The sequence below is a fragment of the Streptomyces composti genome, assembly GCF_012034205.1.
Classification (GTDB): domain Bacteria; phylum Actinomycetota; class Actinomycetes; order Streptomycetales; family Streptomycetaceae; genus Streptomyces; species Streptomyces composti.
On the sequence record NZ_JAATEM010000006.1, the window covers coordinates 34,982 to 51,163 of the forward strand.

Annotated in this window: 10 protein-coding genes and 1 pseudogene; 5 read left to right on the top strand and 6 right to left on the bottom strand. The window is 71.9% G+C overall.

What is annotated here, in order from left to right:
* Window positions 1–153: 153 nt before the first annotated feature.
* The gene (locus HCJ93_RS06525) at window positions 154–942 is read right to left on the bottom strand and encodes a VOC family protein (protein ID WP_167991946.1); all 789 of its coding nucleotides are present in this window, start codon (window positions 940–942) and stop codon (window positions 154–156) included.
* 141 nt (window positions 943–1,083) lie between these two features.
* Between HCJ93_RS06525 and ligD the strand changes: the two genes are divergently transcribed.
* Window positions 1,084–2,094, top strand: a complete 1,011-nt coding sequence (gene ligD / locus HCJ93_RS06530; protein ID WP_167991948.1) for a non-homologous end-joining DNA ligase — start codon at window positions 1,084–1,086, stop codon at window positions 2,092–2,094.
* Window positions 2,095–2,130: 36 nt separating this feature from the next.
* On the opposite strand, the gene HCJ93_RS06535 is transcribed toward ligD, so the two are convergent.
* Together HCJ93_RS06535 and HCJ93_RS06540 are read right to left on the bottom strand one after the other, a co-directional pair.
* On the bottom strand, window positions 2,131–4,311 hold the full coding sequence (locus tag HCJ93_RS06535) for an OmpL47-type beta-barrel domain-containing protein (protein WP_167992144.1): 2,181 nt from the start codon (window positions 4,309–4,311) through the stop codon (window positions 2,131–2,133).
* Between the two features lie 14 nt (window positions 4,312–4,325).
* The gene (locus HCJ93_RS06540) at window positions 4,326–6,866 is read right to left on the bottom strand and encodes a ThuA domain-containing protein (protein WP_167991950.1); all 2,541 of its coding nucleotides are present in this window, start codon (window positions 6,864–6,866) and stop codon (window positions 4,326–4,328) included.
* Between the two features lie 174 nt (window positions 6,867–7,040).
* Between HCJ93_RS06540 and HCJ93_RS06545 the strand changes: the two genes are divergently transcribed.
* On the top strand, window positions 7,041–8,036 hold the full coding sequence (locus tag HCJ93_RS06545) for a multicopper oxidase domain-containing protein (protein WP_167991952.1): 996 nt from the start codon (window positions 7,041–7,043) through the stop codon (window positions 8,034–8,036).
* 71 nt (window positions 8,037–8,107) lie between these two features.
* Window positions 8,108–9,118 (top strand): LacI family DNA-binding transcriptional regulator, encoded by a 1,011-nt coding sequence (locus HCJ93_RS06550; protein WP_167991954.1) that lies wholly within the window; start codon window positions 8,108–8,110, stop codon window positions 9,116–9,118.
* Window positions 9,119–9,135: 17 nt separating this feature from the next.
* On the opposite strand, the gene HCJ93_RS06555 is transcribed toward HCJ93_RS06550, so the two are convergent.
* Complete coding sequence (locus tag HCJ93_RS06555) at window positions 9,136–9,573, bottom strand: glutaredoxin domain-containing protein (protein WP_167991955.1); 438 nt, start codon at window positions 9,571–9,573, stop codon at window positions 9,136–9,138.
* A 146-nt stretch (window positions 9,574–9,719) separates the two neighbouring features.
* On the opposite strand from HCJ93_RS06555, the gene HCJ93_RS06560 reads away from it, so the two are divergent.
* Window positions 9,720–10,787, top strand: coding sequence for an ATP-dependent DNA ligase (locus tag HCJ93_RS06560; protein ID WP_167991957.1), 1,068 nt, complete (start codon window positions 9,720–9,722; stop codon window positions 10,785–10,787).
* 28 nt (window positions 10,788–10,815) lie between these two features.
* Here the strand turns inward: HCJ93_RS06560 and HCJ93_RS06565 are convergent, their stop codons facing one another.
* Window positions 10,816–12,006, bottom strand: coding sequence for a zinc-dependent alcohol dehydrogenase (locus tag HCJ93_RS06565; RefSeq protein ID WP_167991958.1), 1,191 nt, complete (start codon window positions 12,004–12,006; stop codon window positions 10,816–10,818).
* A 191-nt stretch (window positions 12,007–12,197) separates the two neighbouring features.
* Between HCJ93_RS06565 and HCJ93_RS06570 the strand changes: the two genes are divergently transcribed.
* Window positions 12,198–13,187, top strand: a complete 990-nt coding sequence (locus HCJ93_RS06570; protein WP_167992145.1) for a DUF3048 domain-containing protein — start codon at window positions 12,198–12,200, stop codon at window positions 13,185–13,187.
* 74 nt (window positions 13,188–13,261) lie between these two features.
* Here the strand turns inward: HCJ93_RS06570 and HCJ93_RS06575 are convergent.
* A pseudogene (locus HCJ93_RS06575) lies at window positions 13,262–15,941 on the bottom strand (ATP-binding protein).
* Between the last annotated feature and the right edge of the window lie 241 nt (window positions 15,942–16,182).

A 16,182-nucleotide genomic window follows, 5' to 3' on the forward strand; every position in this document is an offset into this window, starting at 1 on the left:
CCGTCCGGCGGGCCGGCCACGATCGCCCAGCCCGCCGAGGCCGCCCGCCGCGGCCGGGCACCGGGCACCGGGCACCGGGCACCGGGCACCGGGCACCGGGCACGACTGTGCCTCCGGCACCCGGAAAAGGCACGGCGGCACGCCCGGTGAGGCTCAGGTCTGGCGCGGGTCCCCCTTGAGGACCGCGAAGCGCGCACCGTAGGGGTCCTCGAGGCGGGCGAGGCGGCCCACGCCGGGGATGGAGTTGGCCGGCATGCGCACCTCGGCGCCCAGCTCGACGGCTCTGGAGACGGTCGCGTCCGGGTCGTCGGTGCCGAAGCAGGGCAGCCAGTGGGGGCGGGCGCCCGACCGGGCCTCGACCGGATCGTCGGCCACCGACACCAGACCGCCGAAGGTGCCCTCCTCGCCGGTGCCGGCCGTTGCGAGGGAGGTGTAGACACCGGTCGGGAAGGTGAGGGCTTCGGTCTCCCACCCGAGCACGGTGTTGAAGAAGGCGGCGGCGCGGGCGATGTCCGGGGTGTAGAGCTCGGCCCAGCACAGGGAACCGGCCGTCATGACCCGGTCGAGTCCCTTGCGGCGGCCGGGCTCCCAGATGCCGAACGGCACTCCCGCCGGGTCGGCGAGGACCGCGGAGGTTCCCTGCTCCATGCCCCGGGTGGGCGGCTCGATCACCGTGGCCCCGGCCTGCTCGGCGGTCTTGACCGTGGCCCCGGCGTCGGGGCTCTGGAAGTACAGGGTCCAGGCGGTCGCCTCCTGGGCCGGATTGCAGGCCGCGACGATGTCGCCGTCCAGCTCGAAGAAGCCGTATCCCCCGGCCTGGGGGCCGGCGGAGCGGAACTCCCAGCCGAAGAGACCGCGGTAGAAGGCCACGGCGCCCTCGGCGTCGGGCCCGCCGATCTCGATCCAGTCAGGACCGCCGTCGACGAAGCTGGTGGTCAGCATGTGGCGTCTCCTCCTCGAGTCCGATCGGGGGCCGTCGTCTTCGACCCTCGTGCCGAGTCTCGCACCCGGCACTGACAATCGGCCGCCTCGCGCGGCTCGTCCGGTATGCGAGGTTCCCGGGGTGGGCCTACCGTGGCTCGCATGGGTGACGCGGTGGAACTGGAGGTGGCCGGGCGGACGGTGCGGCTGTCCAGCCCGGACAAGGTGTTCTTCCCGGAGCGCGGTTTCACCAAGCTGGACCTGGCCCGCTACTACCAGGCCGTGGGCCCCGGCATTCTGCGCGCCCTGCGCGACCGCCCCACCACCCTGGAGCGCTATCCCGACGGGGTGACGGGCGAGTCGTTCTTCCAGAAGCGGGCACCGAAGAACATGCCCGACTGGATCCCCACCGCGCACATCACCTTTCCCAGCGGCCGCAGCGCCGACGAGATGTGCCCGACCGAGGAGGCGGCCGTCGTCTGGGCCGCCCAGTACGGAACACTGGTCTTCCACCCCTGGCCGGTGCGCCGCGACGACGTGGACCACCCCGACGAGCTGCGCATCGACCTCGACCCGCAGCCGGGCACCGACTACGACGACGCCGCCCGCGCCGCCCATGAACTGCGGGACCTGCTCGAGTCCTACGGGATGCGCGGCTGGCCCAAGACGTCGGGCGGCCGGGGCATTCATGTGTTCGTGCCGATCGAGCCGCGCTGGACCTTCACCCAGGTCCGCCGGGCCGCCATCGCGGTGGGCCGGGAGATGGAGCGGCGGATGCCGGACCGGGTGACCATCAAGTGGTGGAAGGAGGAGCGCGGCGAGCGCATCTTCATCGACTACAACCAGACGGCCCGCGACCGCACCATCGCCTCCGCCTACTCGGTGCGCCCCCGCCCCAACGCCCCCGTCTCCGCCCCGCTGCGCTGGGAAGAGGTCGGGGTCGCGCATCCCGGGGACTTCGATCTCGCGACCATGCCCGCGCGCTTCGCCGAACTCGGCGACGTGCACGCGGACATGGACGATCACGCGTTCTCCCTGGAGCCGCTTCTCGAGCTGGCCCGCAGGGACGAGCACGACCACGGACTCGGTGATCTGCCGTACCCGCCCGAGTATCCGAAGATGCCGGGGGAACCCAAGCGGGTACAGCCGAGCCGGGCGAAGAAGCAGACCTGACCTGCGGACCCTGCCCGTGGATCCAGTGGTTCTGGCCTACAGGTCCTTGATCCTCACATCCCGGTAGGAGATCACGTCCGTCGTGCCGTGCACCTGCAGTCCGATGTAGCCGGAGGCGAAGCGCCGCCCGTCGGTGCCCGGGTCGTCCTCACGGGGCGGGTAGAACTCCTGGCCTCCGGTGTTGTCGAACTCGTTGATCAGCACGCCGTTGCGGTAGACCTCGTAGTGCTGGTCCACCACCCGGATCTCGTAGTCGTTCCAGGTGCCCTTCTGGGTCACGCCCGCACCGGCCAGACCCACCCGGTCGAAGCCGTAGACCGAGCCCGTCTTGTACATGTCGCCGTCGGGCAGGTCCAGGATCTGCACCTCGTGACCGAACTTGATGGCGGCCCACTCCGGGCGCGGCTCCTCGGGGTGGTCGTGGATCTGCGGGAACCGTACGAACACACCGGCGTTGGCGTTGCCGGTGCCGGGCGCGTCGTCCCGCCACTGGAGCTTCAGCGAGAAGTCGCCGTACTTGCGCTCGGGGAACCACAGCATGCCGAGGCCGGACTCGGTGGTGCCGGAGGTGATCGAGCCGTCCGGGTTCAGGCTGAACGAACCGCCGCCGACGTGCTCCCACTTGGCGAAGGACTCCTCGGTGCCGTCCAGGATGGTGCGGTAGCCCTCGGTCTGGCCGGGCTTGCCGATGCCCGACTGGCGGGCGGCCTGGTTGATCGCCCGGTACTCGCGCCGGTCGACGACCCCTTCCCTCAGCAGCCGGTCCATCACGGTCCGCACGTGCTTGAGGAAGAGGGCCTGGGAGGTCCACTCCTTCTCGTCCTCGATCAGCTCGCCGATCCGGCACCGGTTGTCGGTGACCCGGTTGGGCACCCCGGAGTCCACGGTGCCGACGATCACCGTCAGCCGCTCGTCGTACTCGGGGCAGTTGGGCGCGGGCACCCCGCCGCCGGGCACCACCGTGAAGCTCACGGACAGTGCCTCGGAGGTGTTGCCGGCCTTGTCGCTGGCACGGTAGGTCAGGGTGTGCCGGCCCGCCCGGTCGACGATCACCGGCTGCGTGTAGGCGAGGTACGGTCCGCCGTCGAGGGAGTACTCGATGGCGGCGACCCCGGATCCGCCCTCGTCGGCGGCGCTGACGGTCACCTTGGCGTTGCCGATGTAGGCGCCGTCCGAGTTGCGGTCGCCCTCGACGCTGACACCGGTGACCGGCGGGGTGGTGTCCTTCGGCGGTGCGGCGACCACCGTGAACTGGACGCTCTTCTCCTCGGAGACGTTGCCCGCCCTGTCGGTGGCGCGGTAGCGCACGGTGTGGGTGCCGGCCTGGTGGACCATCACCGGTCCGGTGTAGGTCTGCCAGGCGCCGTCGCCGAGGGCGTACTCGATGGTGTTGACCCCGGATCCGGTGTCGGAGGCGGTGACGGTGACGGTCGCCATGTCGATGTAGGCGCCGTCCTCGTTCTGTTCGCCGTCGACGGTCGCGGAGGTCTCGGGCGGGGTGGTGTCCTCGGAGTCCGGTGCGACCACCGTGAACTCGATGCTCTTCTCCTCGGACACATTGCCCGCCTTGTCCAGGGCCCGGTACCGCACCGTGTGCGTGCCGACCTGGTCGAAGACGACGGGCGCGGTGTACGGCTGCCAGGCGTCGTCGCCGACCGCGTACTCGATGCGGTCGACGCCCGAGCCCTCGTCGGTGGCCTCGATGACGACGCTCGCCGTGCCGACGTAGGTGCCGTCGGCGTTCTGCGTGCCCTCCACCTTCGCGGTGGCCTCGGGGGCGGTGGTGTCCTCGCCGCCGCCCTCGGTCACCACCAGGACGCCCTGCATCTCCCCGTGACCGGGGATGGTGCAGTAGTACTTGTAGCGGCCGGGGGTGAGGGTCACCTCGGCGGTGTGCCGGCCGCCGTTGGCGTCGTTCGGGTTGGCCAGGATGTTGAGCTGGACGTCGCTGTTGTAGTCGGGGTCTCCGGTGACGAAGGTCAGCGTGTGCGGCATGCCGGTGGTGTTGCCGGTTGCCTCACTGTTCTCGAACACGATCGTCGCCGGTCCGGCCACCGCGGTGGCCGGTGCGGACAGGTACTTGTCGATGTCGTTGCCGGCGGTCCAGGTCAGGACCTGTTCCGCCGCTCGGCCGGCCCCGTCCTCGGGCTGCCCCGCGGCGGGCCCGGCCTGCAGGCCGAGCACCATCAGCAGGCCGGCCAGCAGCGCGGCCCACATTCTTCGCCGTCGTGTCACTGTGTCCCCCTTGCGAGCTGGTCGGCGGCCGGGGTCGGCCCGCCGCCGGTGTAGGTGACCCGCCACAGCGCGGACTTGTCGTCGGAGGTGAAGAAGCCGCGCCCGTAGTCGAGGACGTAGAGGGCACCGTCCGGACCGAACTTCCAGTCCATCAGGTTCTTGATGCCGTCGTTGCCGACCGGGACGATCTTCTTCAGGGACTCCGAGTGCACCGGCAGTCCGCCGTCGCCGAGCGTCCCGGGGTTCATCAGCACGGCGTTGCGCGGCTGGTCGGCGTCGTAGAAGTCGCCGACGAACCACTTTCCGTCCCAGTACGCGGGCCACTTGACGGAGCTGTCGCTGCTCTCGTCGTAGCGGTAGACCGGGCCGTTCATCGCGGCCTGGCCGCCGCCCTTGAGCCAGGGCAGCCGGTAGATGGCCTCCTCCTCCTTGTAGGAGGGGACGCCGTTCTCGTCGCGCGGGAAGTCGGGGCCGCCGCCCTGCGGTGAGTACCAGATGTTGTTGGCGGTCACCGGCGGCAGGTTGACCAGGCCGTCGTTGTTGGGCGACTCGTTCTTCGGGTGGTCGCAGTCGTACCAGCCGAGCGGCTTGGACGGGTCGGGCAGGTTGCGGTCCCGGTAGGGCTGCTTGTTGCCCATGCAGTAGGGCCAGCCCCGGTTGGAGGCCTTGGTGATGGCGGCGAAGGTGTCGTACTTGGCCGGGCCCCACACGGGTGAGGGCTGTCCTGCGTCGGGACCGACCCAGCCCGCGTAGAGGATGTCGGTCGTCTTGTCGACGAAGATGCGGGCCGGGTTGCGCACGCCCATCACATAGATCTCGCCGCGGGTCTTGCCGCCGCCCTCGTCGGGTTCCTCCCCGGTGAAGAGGTTGCCCTCGGGGATGGTGTACGTCCCGTCCGGCTCCGGGTGGATGCGCAGGATCTTGCCGTTGAGGTTGTTGGTGTTGCCCGCGGTGCGGCGGGCGTCGGCGAAGGACACGCCCTTGAAGTTGGGCTCGGGGTTGTTGCCCGAGTAACCGTCGCTGAACCGGCTGGAGTTGTTGTCGCCGGTGGCGATGTAGAGGTTGCCCTTGGAGTCCCAGGCCATGCCGCCGCCCGCGTGGCAGCAGCTGTGGATCTGCACCGGCCACTTCAGCAGCACCTTCTCGCTGCTCAGGTCGAGCTTGCCGGTGGCCTCGTCGTAGGTGAAGCGGGAGACCCGGCGTTCGGCCATGTGGGTCTCGCGGTCGATCTCCGAGTGCGGCGTGTAGTGCAGATAGACCCAGCCGTTCTGGGAGAACCCGGGGTCCAGCTCGATGCCGAGCAGGCCCTCCTCGACCTTGACGAGTTCGTCGCCGCCGCCCTTGTTGCCGAAGACGGTCAGCTCGCCGGCCAGGGTGACCTTCCTGGTCCTCGGGTCGTAGACGTGGATCTGGCCCTTGCCCTTGCCGATGTCGGGGTCCTCCCAGTCGGTGATCACGGGCTGGGAGGCGTCGGCGCCGCCGCGGCCGATGTAGAAGACGCGGCCGTCGGGGGCGGTGACCAGGCCGTGCGGCTCACCGATCTGGTCGTTCTGCCCGGGCTGGTTGGGCTGGGTGAGGCGTTCGGCCTTGTAGTTGCCGGTGATGGTCGCCGTGCAGTCGGCGCGGACCAGGCGGGTGGTCCACAGCAGGGCGCCGCGCAGATGCTCGCGGAAGTCGGTCTCGTCGTAGGACGACACCGTGCCGCCCATGCCGGTGTAGAAGGACCGGCCGCCGTCGTAGTCGCGGCACCAGCTCACCGGGTGGTCCCAGCCGTTGGCGCTCGAGCCGGGCTGGTAGGTGGACTCGCGGACCCGGGCGACGGTGTGCACCTCGCCGGAGGGGTTCTTCACCCAGTTGAGCCACTTGTCGGGGCGCTTCCACTCCATCGGCAGGCTCTTGGTCGCCGGGTGCCGGCGGTCGCCGACCTCGACCGTCGCCCGCTGCACGGTGGCCGGGCTGGAGGCGGCCGGGCGGGCGCCGATCAGTCCGGTGAACCAGTCCGAGTAGGGCTCGGCGCGGGCCGCGTCGTGGATGCCGAGGAAGCCTCCGCCGGCCTCCATGTACGCCTCCAGGCCGGCTTCCTGCTCCGGGTCGAGGACGTCGCCGCCGCCGGTCAGGAAGACCACGGTGTTGAAGCGGCCGAGCCGCTCGGCATCGGTGAACACGTCGGCGTTGCCGGTGGCGGTCACCTTGAAGCGCTGGTTCTCCGGGCCGGTGAGGCCGATCTTCTCGATCGCCTCGATGCCGGCGTTCACCAGCGGGGACTCCTCGCCGCCGGCGGCCGAGCCGTAGAACAGCAGCACCCGTACGTCGGAGCCGCCCGGGGGCGACGTGATGGACATCGTTGTCACCTCCGGCGCCGGGCGGGCGCTGGCGGCGGGGCCGGACAGCAGTCCGGCGGCGACGAGCCCGGAGGTGACGGCTGCCACCCAGGCGCGGCGCCGGGGGCCGGACCGTCTCGCTCTCCGGGCCGTTCGCGGACTTCTGGTGCTCAACCCTCTTAACGGATCGGGTTTCTGATGCGATGTGAATCGCATGTGGCCACCCACCCCTCATCGGTCGCGGCAACAGCGTCAAGGAAGGTAGACCTCTTTTCGCCACGCGCCAATACCTATGGCCGCAATGCAACGAACTTTGTCCTTGGTGTGGATAAACTCGGGCCCGAACGCTACGGTTCCACAGGTTCATGACAGCCACCTGGGGAGTTCGGCATGGACAGACGCGGCTTCAACCGCAGGGTGCTGCTGGGCGGCGCGGCCGTCGCGACATCGTTGTCTCCGCTGGCCACGGCACCCGCCGCGCACAGTGCCGTCCGGGCGGCGCGGACCGCGCCCGCCGGCGGCGAGGTGAAGCGCATCACGATGTACGCCGAGAAGCTGCCCGACGGGCAGATGGGCTACGGCCTGGAGAAGGGCAAGGCGTCGGTCCCCGGCCCGCTGATCGAGCTCAATGAGGGCGACACCCTGCACATCGAGTTCGAGAACACCATGGACGTGCCGGTGAGCCTCCATGTGCACGGCCTGGACTACGAGATCTCCAGCGACGGGACGAAGCAGAACAGGAGCGATGTCGAGCCGGGCGGTACCCGCACCTACACCTGGCGCACCCACGCGCCCGGCCGGCGGGCCGACGGCACCTGGCGTGCGGGCAGCGCGGGTTACTGGCACTACCACGACCATGTGGTCGGCACGGTGCACGGCACCGGCGGCATCCGCAACGGGCTCTACGGCCCGGTGATCGTGCGCCGCAAGGGCGACGTACTGCCGGACGCGACCCACACGATCGTCTTCAACGACATGACGATCAACAACCGCGCCCCGCACACCGGCCCCGACTTCGAGGCGACGGTGGGCGACCGCGTCGAGTTCGTCGTGATCACGCACGGCGAGTACTACCACACCTTCCACATGCACGGTCACCGCTGGGCCGACAACCGCACCGGGATGCTCACCGGCCCCGACGACCCGAGCCCGGTCATCGACAACAAGATCACGGGCCCGGCGGACTCGTTCGGCTTCCAGGTGATCGCCGGGGAGGGTGTCGGGGCCGGGGCGTGGATGTACCACTGCCACGTCCAGAGCCACTCGGACATGGGCATGGTGGGCCTGTTCAAGGTGAAGAAGCCGGACGGCACCATTCCGGGGTACGACCCGCATGCGCACCGCGGCACCACCGCCGGGCCCGGGAGCCATGACCGCCCTTCGTGATCGAGAACGCCCTCTCCTGACCGCGGTCACGGGATTATCCTGTCCCGCAACCGCAGGTGAGGAGCCCCGACGTGACCGACACAGCGCCGAGACCCACGCTGGAGGCCGTGGCCGCGCGCGCCGGGGTGTCGCGGGCCACCGTCTCCCGCGTGGTCAACGGCGGGGACGGAGTCAGACAGGCCCTGGTCGAACGGGTGCAGCAGGCCGTCGAGGAACTCGGTTACGTGCCCAATCAGGCGGCACGCAGTCTGGTGACCAAGCGGCATGACGCGGTCGCGGTGATCGTGGCCGAGCCGGAGAGCCGCGTCTTCGCCGACCCGTTCTTCGCCCGTCAGCTGCGCGGCATCAGCAAGGAACTGACGGCCCACGACAACCAGTTGGTGCTGCTGCTCACCGAGGGCCGCGACGACCACGCCCGGGTCGGCCGCTATCTCGCCGGCGGCCATGTGGACGGCGCCCTGGTCTTCTCCCTCCACCTCGACGACCCGCTGCCGGAGCTGATCCAGCGGGCCGGAGTGCCCACCGTCTTCGGCGGCCGCCCCGGCTGGTCGGGCGGCCGGGACGGCGTGGTGTACGTCGACAGCGACAACCGGGGCGGCGCCCGGGACGCCGTACGCCACCTCCTCGGCCTGGGCCGCGCCCGGATCGCGCACATCACCGGCCCCCTGGACCAGACCTCGGCGGCCGACCGCCTGGACGGCTACCGGGACGTGATGGTGGACGCCGATCCGCGCCTGGTCGAGGAGGGCGACTTCACCGCCGGGACCGGCGAGCGGGCGATGCACGCGCTGCTGGCCCGCTGCCCCGACCTGGACGCGGTGTTCGCCGCGAACGACCTCACCGCGGCCGGCGCGCTGCGCGCGCTGCGCGAGCACGGACGCCGGGTGCCGGACGACGTGGCGGTCGTCGGTTTCGACGACATGCCCCCGATCGCCGAGCAGACCGAACCCGCCCTGACGACGGTCCGTCAGGACATCGAGGAGATGGGACGCCTGATGGCCCGCCTCCTCCTCCGCGGCCTCGCCCAGGCCCCGTCCAGCGTGATACTCCCGACGACGCTGGTGCGCAGGGCGTCGGCGTGAGACCGGCGGCCTCCCGGTCAGCGGGCGGCGGGAAGCTGCGTGCGCACCCACCGGGGGTCGGGGTTGGTGTGCGCCCGGCCGCAGACCACGACGGTGGGTACGGTCTCGTCGCCGTCGTTGGCCGCTCTCACCGCTGCGGCGCCGTCCGGGTCGCGCCAGATGTCGACCCAGTGCAGCTGTCGGGAGGCGCGGCCCAGGCGGATGCGCAGGCGGATGCAGTACCGGCAGCCCGGGCGCCAGTAGACGACCGGCCGGCCGTCGGCCGCGCTGCGGCGCTGTGCCTCCCGCGCGGGGACGGGCCTCGGGAAGATCAGGGGTGAGCTGACGGCGGCCGGCAGCAGGAACGCCAGGAGGAGTGCCGTCGCCGCGACTGGACTGCCCGCGAGGATCAGCATGGCCGCGACCACGGCACCGCTGAGCGCCAGCAGCAGCGGGAAGGTCCAGGCTCGGGTCATGGTGGCGCAATGGTAGCGGCAGGGCGGGCGTGCCGGACCGGTGAGCCGGGAACGCCGGTGCGCACGCCTGTGGTCCCGGCCGGCGCCGGGGAGTGACCGGTCCCGCCCGACGGGCGGCCGGCGCCCGTGCTCCTTAGAGTCGGAGCATGGATCTGCCCGTGATGCCTCCTGTGAAGCCGATGCTCGCCAAGTCGGTGGCGAGCATCCCGGCGGGGATGCAGTACGAGGCGAAGTGGGACGGGTTCCGGGCGATCGTGTTCCGTGACGGGGACGAGGTGGAGCTGGGCAGCCGCACCGGGAAGCCGCTGACCAGGTACTTTCCCGAGCTGGTGGAGGCGCTGCGGGAACGGGTGCCAGAGCGGTGCGTGCTGGACGGGGAGATCGTGATCGCACGGGAGGGGCGGCTGGACTTCGACGCGCTGACCGAGCGGATCCACCCGGCCGATTCACGGGTGCGGATGCTGGCCGAGCGCACGCCGGCCTCGTTCGTCGCCTTCGACGTGCTGGCGCTCGGTGACGAGTCGCTGCTCAAGGCCCCGCTGACCGAGCGACGGGAGCGGCTGGCCGAGGCGCTGTCGGGGATGACCCCGCCGGTGCATGTCGCGCCGGCGACGACGGACGTCGAGGTCGCCCAGGGGTGGTTCGAGCAGTACGAGGGTGCCGGTCTCGACGGGGTGATCGCCAAACCGCTCACCCTGCGCTACCTGCAGGACGAGCGCGCCATGTACAAGATCAAGCACGAGCGGACCGCCGATGTGGTGGTGGCCGGGTACCGGCTGCACAAGAGCGGCCCGGTGGTGGGCTCACTGCTGCTCGGTCTCTACGACGACAAGGGCACTCTGCAGCACGTGGGGGTGTCGGCGGCGTTCACCATGAAGCGGCGCGCGGAGCTGGTGGAGGAGCTGGAGCCGCTGCGGATGGACGACGTCCGGGGGCACCCCTGGGCGGCGTGGGCGGAGGAGGCGGCGCACGAGTCGGCGCGGCTCCCGGGGGCGCCGAGCCGCTGGACCGGCAAGAAGGATCTGTCGTGGGTGCCGCTCCGGCCGGAGCGGGTCGCCGAGGTGGCCTACGACCACATGGAGAACGGGCAGCGCTTCCGGCACACCGCCCGCTTCCGCCGCTGGCGCCCGGACCGCACCCCGGAGAGCTGCACCTATGCGCAGCTGGAGGAGCCGGTCCGGTACGACCTGGCGGAGATCCTCGGCGGGCCCTGACACGGTGTCCGTCAGGGCCGCTTCCCGGTCAGGGCTGCATGAGGATCTTGACCGCGCCGTCCCGCTTCTGCTGGAACATCTCGTAGGCCTGCGGTGCCTCACTCAGCGGCACCCGGTGGGTGGCGAAGTCCTCCACGCCGAGCGGGTCGTCGTCGGTGAGGTGCGGGATGATCTCGTCGCTCCAGCGGCGCACGTTGGCCTGGCCCATGCGCACCTGGAGCTGCTTGTCGAACATGGTCAGCAGGGGCATCGGGTCGGCCATGCCGCCGTAGACGCCGGAGATGGAGATGGTGCCGCCGCGGCGCACCAGCTCGATCGCGGTGTGCAGGGCGGTGAGGCGGTCGACGCTGAAGCGTTCCGCCATGGGACCGCTCAGTTTGCGGGGCATCATGGCGGCGGCGTTCTGCACCAGCCGGGCCATGTGGCTGCCGTGCGCCTCGGTGCCGACGGCGTCGATCACGGCGTCGGGGCCGCGCCCGTCGGTGCGGTCCTTGATCGCCTCGACGAGTTCCTTCTCGTCGTGGAAGGAACGCAGGTCGAAGGTCTCCACGCCCCGCTCGCGGACCCGGGCGAGCCGCTCGGGCACCAGGTCGACGCCGAAGACCTGCCCGGCGCCCCTGAGCCGGGCGACCCGGCAGGCCATGTCTCCGATGGGGCCGAGGCCGAGCACGGCGACGCTGCCGCCCTCGGGGACGTCGGCGTAGGCGACGGCCTGCCAGGCGGTGGGCAGCACGTCGGAGAGGTAGACGAAGCGGTCGTCCGGCGGGCCCTCGGGGACCTTGATCGGCCCGTACTGGGCCTGCGGCACGCGCAGGTACTCGGCCTGTGCGCCGGGGACGGCACCGTAGAGCCGGGTGTAGCCGAAGAGGGGTGCGCCCATGCCCTCGGAGTGCACCTGGGTGGTCTCGCACTGGGTCTGCAGCCCGGTCAGGCACATCCAGCAGTTGCCGCAGGCTATCTGGAACGGCACCACGACCCGGTCGCCCACCTGGAGGTCCGGCACACCGGCGCCGACCTCCTCGACGATGCCCATCGGCTCGTGGCCCAGGATGTCGCCGGGTGTCATGAACGGGGTGAGCACCTCGTACAGGTGCAGATCGGATCCGCACAGCCCGCTCGAGGTGATGCGGATGATCGCGTCCGTCGGTTCCTCGATCCTGGGATCGGGGACGTTCTCCACCCGGACGTCCCGCTTGCCCTGCCAGGTCACTGCCTTCATCGCCGAGCGCTCCCTCCGTGCCGGCCGCTGTTCGGCCCCTGCGGTGGGGCACCGGGTACCCGAGGGCACCCGCGGCGAATCGTGGGCCGCTGGGCCGATCGGCGGAACCGCAGCGCGGGATCACTCCCGATCGGGTATAGCAACCGACGATCAGACAAGCGCACAATCAAGACACTCGACGACAGGGCGTGGTGGCGACGGTGGGCACGGGACGAAGGGCGCGCACGCGGCGCGGCACCGCGGTGAGATCGTTGCTGGCGCTCTGCCTGGCAGCAGGACTCGCCGCGGGCTGCACCGTGCCGGGCGATCCCGACGACGGGCGCGGCCCGTCGCAGCGGTCACCGGGGACGTCCGGGCGTGAGCCCGGCCCCGCGGTGCTCGCCGTGAAGATCGACAACGCTCGGGGGGCCCGCCCGCACACCGGGGTCGAGGACGCCGATGTGGTGTACGTGGAGCAGGTCGAGGGCGGGCTGAGCCGGCTGATGGCGGTGTACGCCACGCGGCTGCCGGACCGGGTCGGACCGGTGCGCAGTGCCCGCGAGGCCGATCTGGAACTGCTGCGCCAGTTCGACCGGCCGGTGCTGGCCTACTCCGGCGCACAGAGCAAGCTGAAGCCGCTGATCGAGGCGGCACCCCTGACCGCGGTCACGCCCGAGTCGTTCTCCGGCGTCTACACCAGGGGCGCCGGCCGTCCCGCACCGCACAACCTCTACCTGCGTCCGGGGCGGCTGATGGACCGGCCGGCGGGTGCCGAGGCGCTCACCACCGGATTCCGCTTCGGCCGGGCCCCGTCCGGCGGCACGCCCGAGGTCTCCCGCACGGTGCGCTACCCGGCGGCCCGCTTCACCTTCACCTGGTCGGCCGGGGACGGCCGCTGGCTGGTGTCGCTGGACGGCAGCCCCGCGCTCACCAGCGACGGCGGCCGGCTGGCACCGGCGACCGTGGTCGTGCAGTACGTGACGGTCCGGCCGTCGAAGTTCCAGGACTTCCTCGGCAACAACACCCCGTACACCGAGACGGTGGGCTCGGGCGAGGCCCTGGTGCTGCGCGGCGGCAAGGCCTACGAGGCGCGGTGGAACCGGCCCGGCGCCGAGGACGGCACCACCTTCACCACCGAGGAGGGCGAGCGGATGAACTTCGCCCGCGGCCAGGTGTGGGTCGTCTACGCGAAGGCGCCCTGACCCGGCGGACCCGGGCCGCACCGTCGCCACGGCCCCCGCTCCAGGTCGGACGCGGAGCGCCGTCGGCCACCCGCTCAGCGCAGGCCCGCCCCCGCGTCCAGCTCCGCCCTGGCGCGCTCGGCGAGGCCGTCGGCGCCGCAGGAGCGGGCCAGGGCAAGGCCCCGCTCCAGGTCGGACGCGGAGCGCGCGAGGATGCCGTACTCGACGCGGGCCGCGGCGTGTTCGTACTGGCAGGGCGAGGACTCCAGGTGGGCGACGGCCTGCCCGGCGAGCCGGACCGCCCGCTGGCCGGTCTCCAGGGCCGCGGCCACCCGCAGTGCCTCCCCCAGCGCGGTGGCGGTGCCGAAGCGTTCGGCCCGCCGGCGCACGTCGACGGCGAGCCGGGCCGCCCTCTCGGGGTCCTCGGTGGCCAGCGCGCGGGCGAGGTCGGCGGCGCAGAAGACATGCACCGGGTTGTGGTGGCCGCGGGTCACGGCGGCCTTCTCGGCGGCCTCCAGCTCGTTGATGCCGTCCTTGGTGCGGCCCACTGCGAGCAGCAGCCGGCCGCGCACCGAACGCGGGTCGGGCAGCACGATGGTGGACGGGTACGGCGGGGCGAAGTCGTACTGCTCGGCGATCGCCCAGGCCTCGTCGACACGGCCGCGGGCGAGCAGCGTGTCGACCAGGTTGCAGGTCGCCGTCCAGTACAGCGGCAGCCCGCGCCCGACCTTCTCGGCGAGGCGCAGACTCGCGCAGAGAGGCCTCCGCCTCCGCGAGCCGGCCGCGCCTGCGGTGCCCGAGCCCGACATAGGCGTGGGCGAGGGCCAGGTGGCCGCCGCTCCAGCCGGCCGACTCATAGGCGTGCAGGGCCTCGTTGTAGAGGGCCTCGGCGCGGTCCAGGCAGTCGGTGTAGGCGTAGACGCCGGCCAGCATCAGCAGCAGCTCCACACCCCACTCCGAGTCGGTCCAGCCGAGTCCGGGGGCGAGGCGGCCGTCGACCAGGGCGCGGTCGCACAGTTCGACGATCTCCTCGGCGTTCTCGCCGCGCATCATGGCGTCGAAGGCGTGCAGGATGAGCAGCGCCCGCTCGGAGTTGTCGCGTCCGGTGCAGGTGGCGGCGAGCTCGGCGAGGCGTTCGGAGCGGTTCGGGGTGAGGGTGGCGCCGGCGTGGATGCCCTCCCACATGAACTGCACGGCCTGCAGCCGCATCCGGGCCGGTCCCGGCTCCAGCCGGGCGGCCTCCGCCTCGACCGTGCGGACCGCCTCCTCCATCTGGTCGTTGTGCAGCAGTGCCTGGGAGAGCCGGACCACGGCGTCCACCCGCTGGTCGCCGTCGAGGCCGGGCATGCCGAGCGCGGCGCGCAGATGCCCGATGGTCCGGGCGGGCGCGGTGAGGAAGGTGGCGCAGCCCAGTTCGTAGAGGACCTGGGCGTGGACCTCGGGGCGGGGCGGTTCCTCCAGGGCGCGTTCCAGGCACCGGCGGGCGGCGTCCGGGGCGCCGACGGCGAGATGCTCGCGGGCGGCCTCGCGCAGCTGCTCGACGAGTTCCTCGTCGTCGTCCGGGTGGACCTCGATCAGGTGCCGGGCGGCCGCGGCGGCGCCCCGCCCGGAGTCGGTGACGATGCGGGCCGCTATGCCGTGCATGGCGCGGCGCAGGGCGTCGGGGATGGAGTTGTAGACGGCGGTGGCGATCAGCGGGTGCACGAACTCCAGGTCGGCCGGGGCGCCGCCGTGGCTCGCCGGGTCGGGCGAGGTCAGGATGCGGGCGCTGCGCAGGAGTTCGGCGCAGCGGACGGCGGCGTCGTGCTCCAGGGTGGCGAGGCGGGCCACCAGGTCGACGGTGACGCCGGTGCCGAGGATGGCGGCGGCCCAGGCGAACCGGGTGGCGTCGATGCCGAGTTGCTCCAGGCGGGCGACGAGGCCGCCGCCGCGGGCGGACTGGTTGAGCGCGCGCAGTTCACCGGCGTGCGCCTCGACCGGTTCGAGCGCGCTGTCCTGGACCTTGGCGAGGAGTTCGACGGTCTCGTAGGGGTTGCCGCCGGTGACGGCCCACACCTCGCGGCAGAACGCGGCGTCGGCGTGTTCGCCGAGGGTGGCGCGGGTGAGCCCGGTGGTGGCCTCGGGTGTGAGCGCGCTGAGGGTGGTGACGGGGTGGTCGGACGCGGCGACCACGGCGTCCAGGTGGCGGGCGCCGACCCCGGAGATGTCGCCGGGCCTGCGGGCCACCACGACCAGGACGGGCAGGTCGTCGAGGCGTTCGGCGAAGGCGGCCAGCCAGTGCAGGGTCTCCTGGTCGGCCCAGTGGGCGTCGTCGATCAGCAGCACCAGCGGCCAGTCCCGGCGGGCCAGCCTGCGCACCGCGGCGACCAGGCCCTCGCACACGCCCTGAGGGTCGGCGTGCCGGTCGCCCGGTTCGGCGATGCCGAGGGCGGGTCCGGCGATGTCGTACCAGTCGCCGAGGTACTCGCGGGCCTCCTCCGGCAGCATCGACAGCAGCGCGGGCTGCAGGAGCTGGCGTACGACGTTGAAGGGGACGGAGCGAAGGGTCTCGCCGCCGCGCGCGGACCAGACGGTGCAGCCGCGCTGTTCGGCGATGCGGCGGGTCTCGGCGAGCAGCGCGGTCTTGCCGAGTCCGGCCTCGCCGCGGAGCACCAGCAGGCTGCCGGACGAGGTGCGGTCGGCACACAGGGTGTCGACGGCCTGTGCGATGGCGGCGATCTCCGCCTCCCGCTCCCACAGGGCCGAGGCTCCGGCCTTGGGCCGTACCTCCGTCATCCCGCTACCTCCCCAAGTCGCCCGAACGACGTACAGACCTCGAGCGTATCCCTCTGCGTGCCCGAACGGTGACGGGTCGGAGCATGAGTTGCCGCGACGGGTGACCCGGGGTGCGAAGGGTCGACGCATCACCGCGCTCACCAGGAGCGGTGCGGGTCAACAAGGCTTGCGACTGTGCGGTCTGACGGGTCGTCGCACCAGGGAGGAACGGTTCTTCCGCTCTCTCATCCGGCTCTCACCG

Bases quoted from the DNA above. Each gene is read 5' to 3' on its own strand.
- HCJ93_RS06525 (WP_167991946.1), bottom strand. From the start codon at position 942: ATGCTGACCACCAGCTTCGTCGACGGCGGTCCTGACTGGATCGAGATC.
- ligD (WP_167991948.1), top strand. From the start codon at position 1,084: ATGGGTGACGCGGTGGAACTGGAGGTGGCCGGGCGGACGGTGCGGCTG.
- HCJ93_RS06535 (WP_167992144.1), bottom strand. From the start codon at position 4,311: ATGTGGGCCGCGCTGCTGGCCGGCCTGCTGATGGTGCTCGGCCTGCAG.
- HCJ93_RS06540 (WP_167991950.1), bottom strand. From the start codon at position 6,866: ATGCGATTCACATCGCATCAGAAACCCGATCCGTTAAGAGGGTTGAGC.
- HCJ93_RS06545 (WP_167991952.1), top strand. From the start codon at position 7,041: ATGGACAGACGCGGCTTCAACCGCAGGGTGCTGCTGGGCGGCGCGGCC.
- HCJ93_RS06555 (WP_167991955.1), bottom strand. From the start codon at position 9,573: ATGACCCGAGCCTGGACCTTCCCGCTGCTGCTGGCGCTCAGCGGTGCC.
- HCJ93_RS06560 (WP_167991957.1), top strand. From the start codon at position 9,720: ATGGATCTGCCCGTGATGCCTCCTGTGAAGCCGATGCTCGCCAAGTCG.
- HCJ93_RS06565 (WP_167991958.1), bottom strand. From the start codon at position 12,006: ATGAAGGCAGTGACCTGGCAGGGCAAGCGGGACGTCCGGGTGGAGAAC.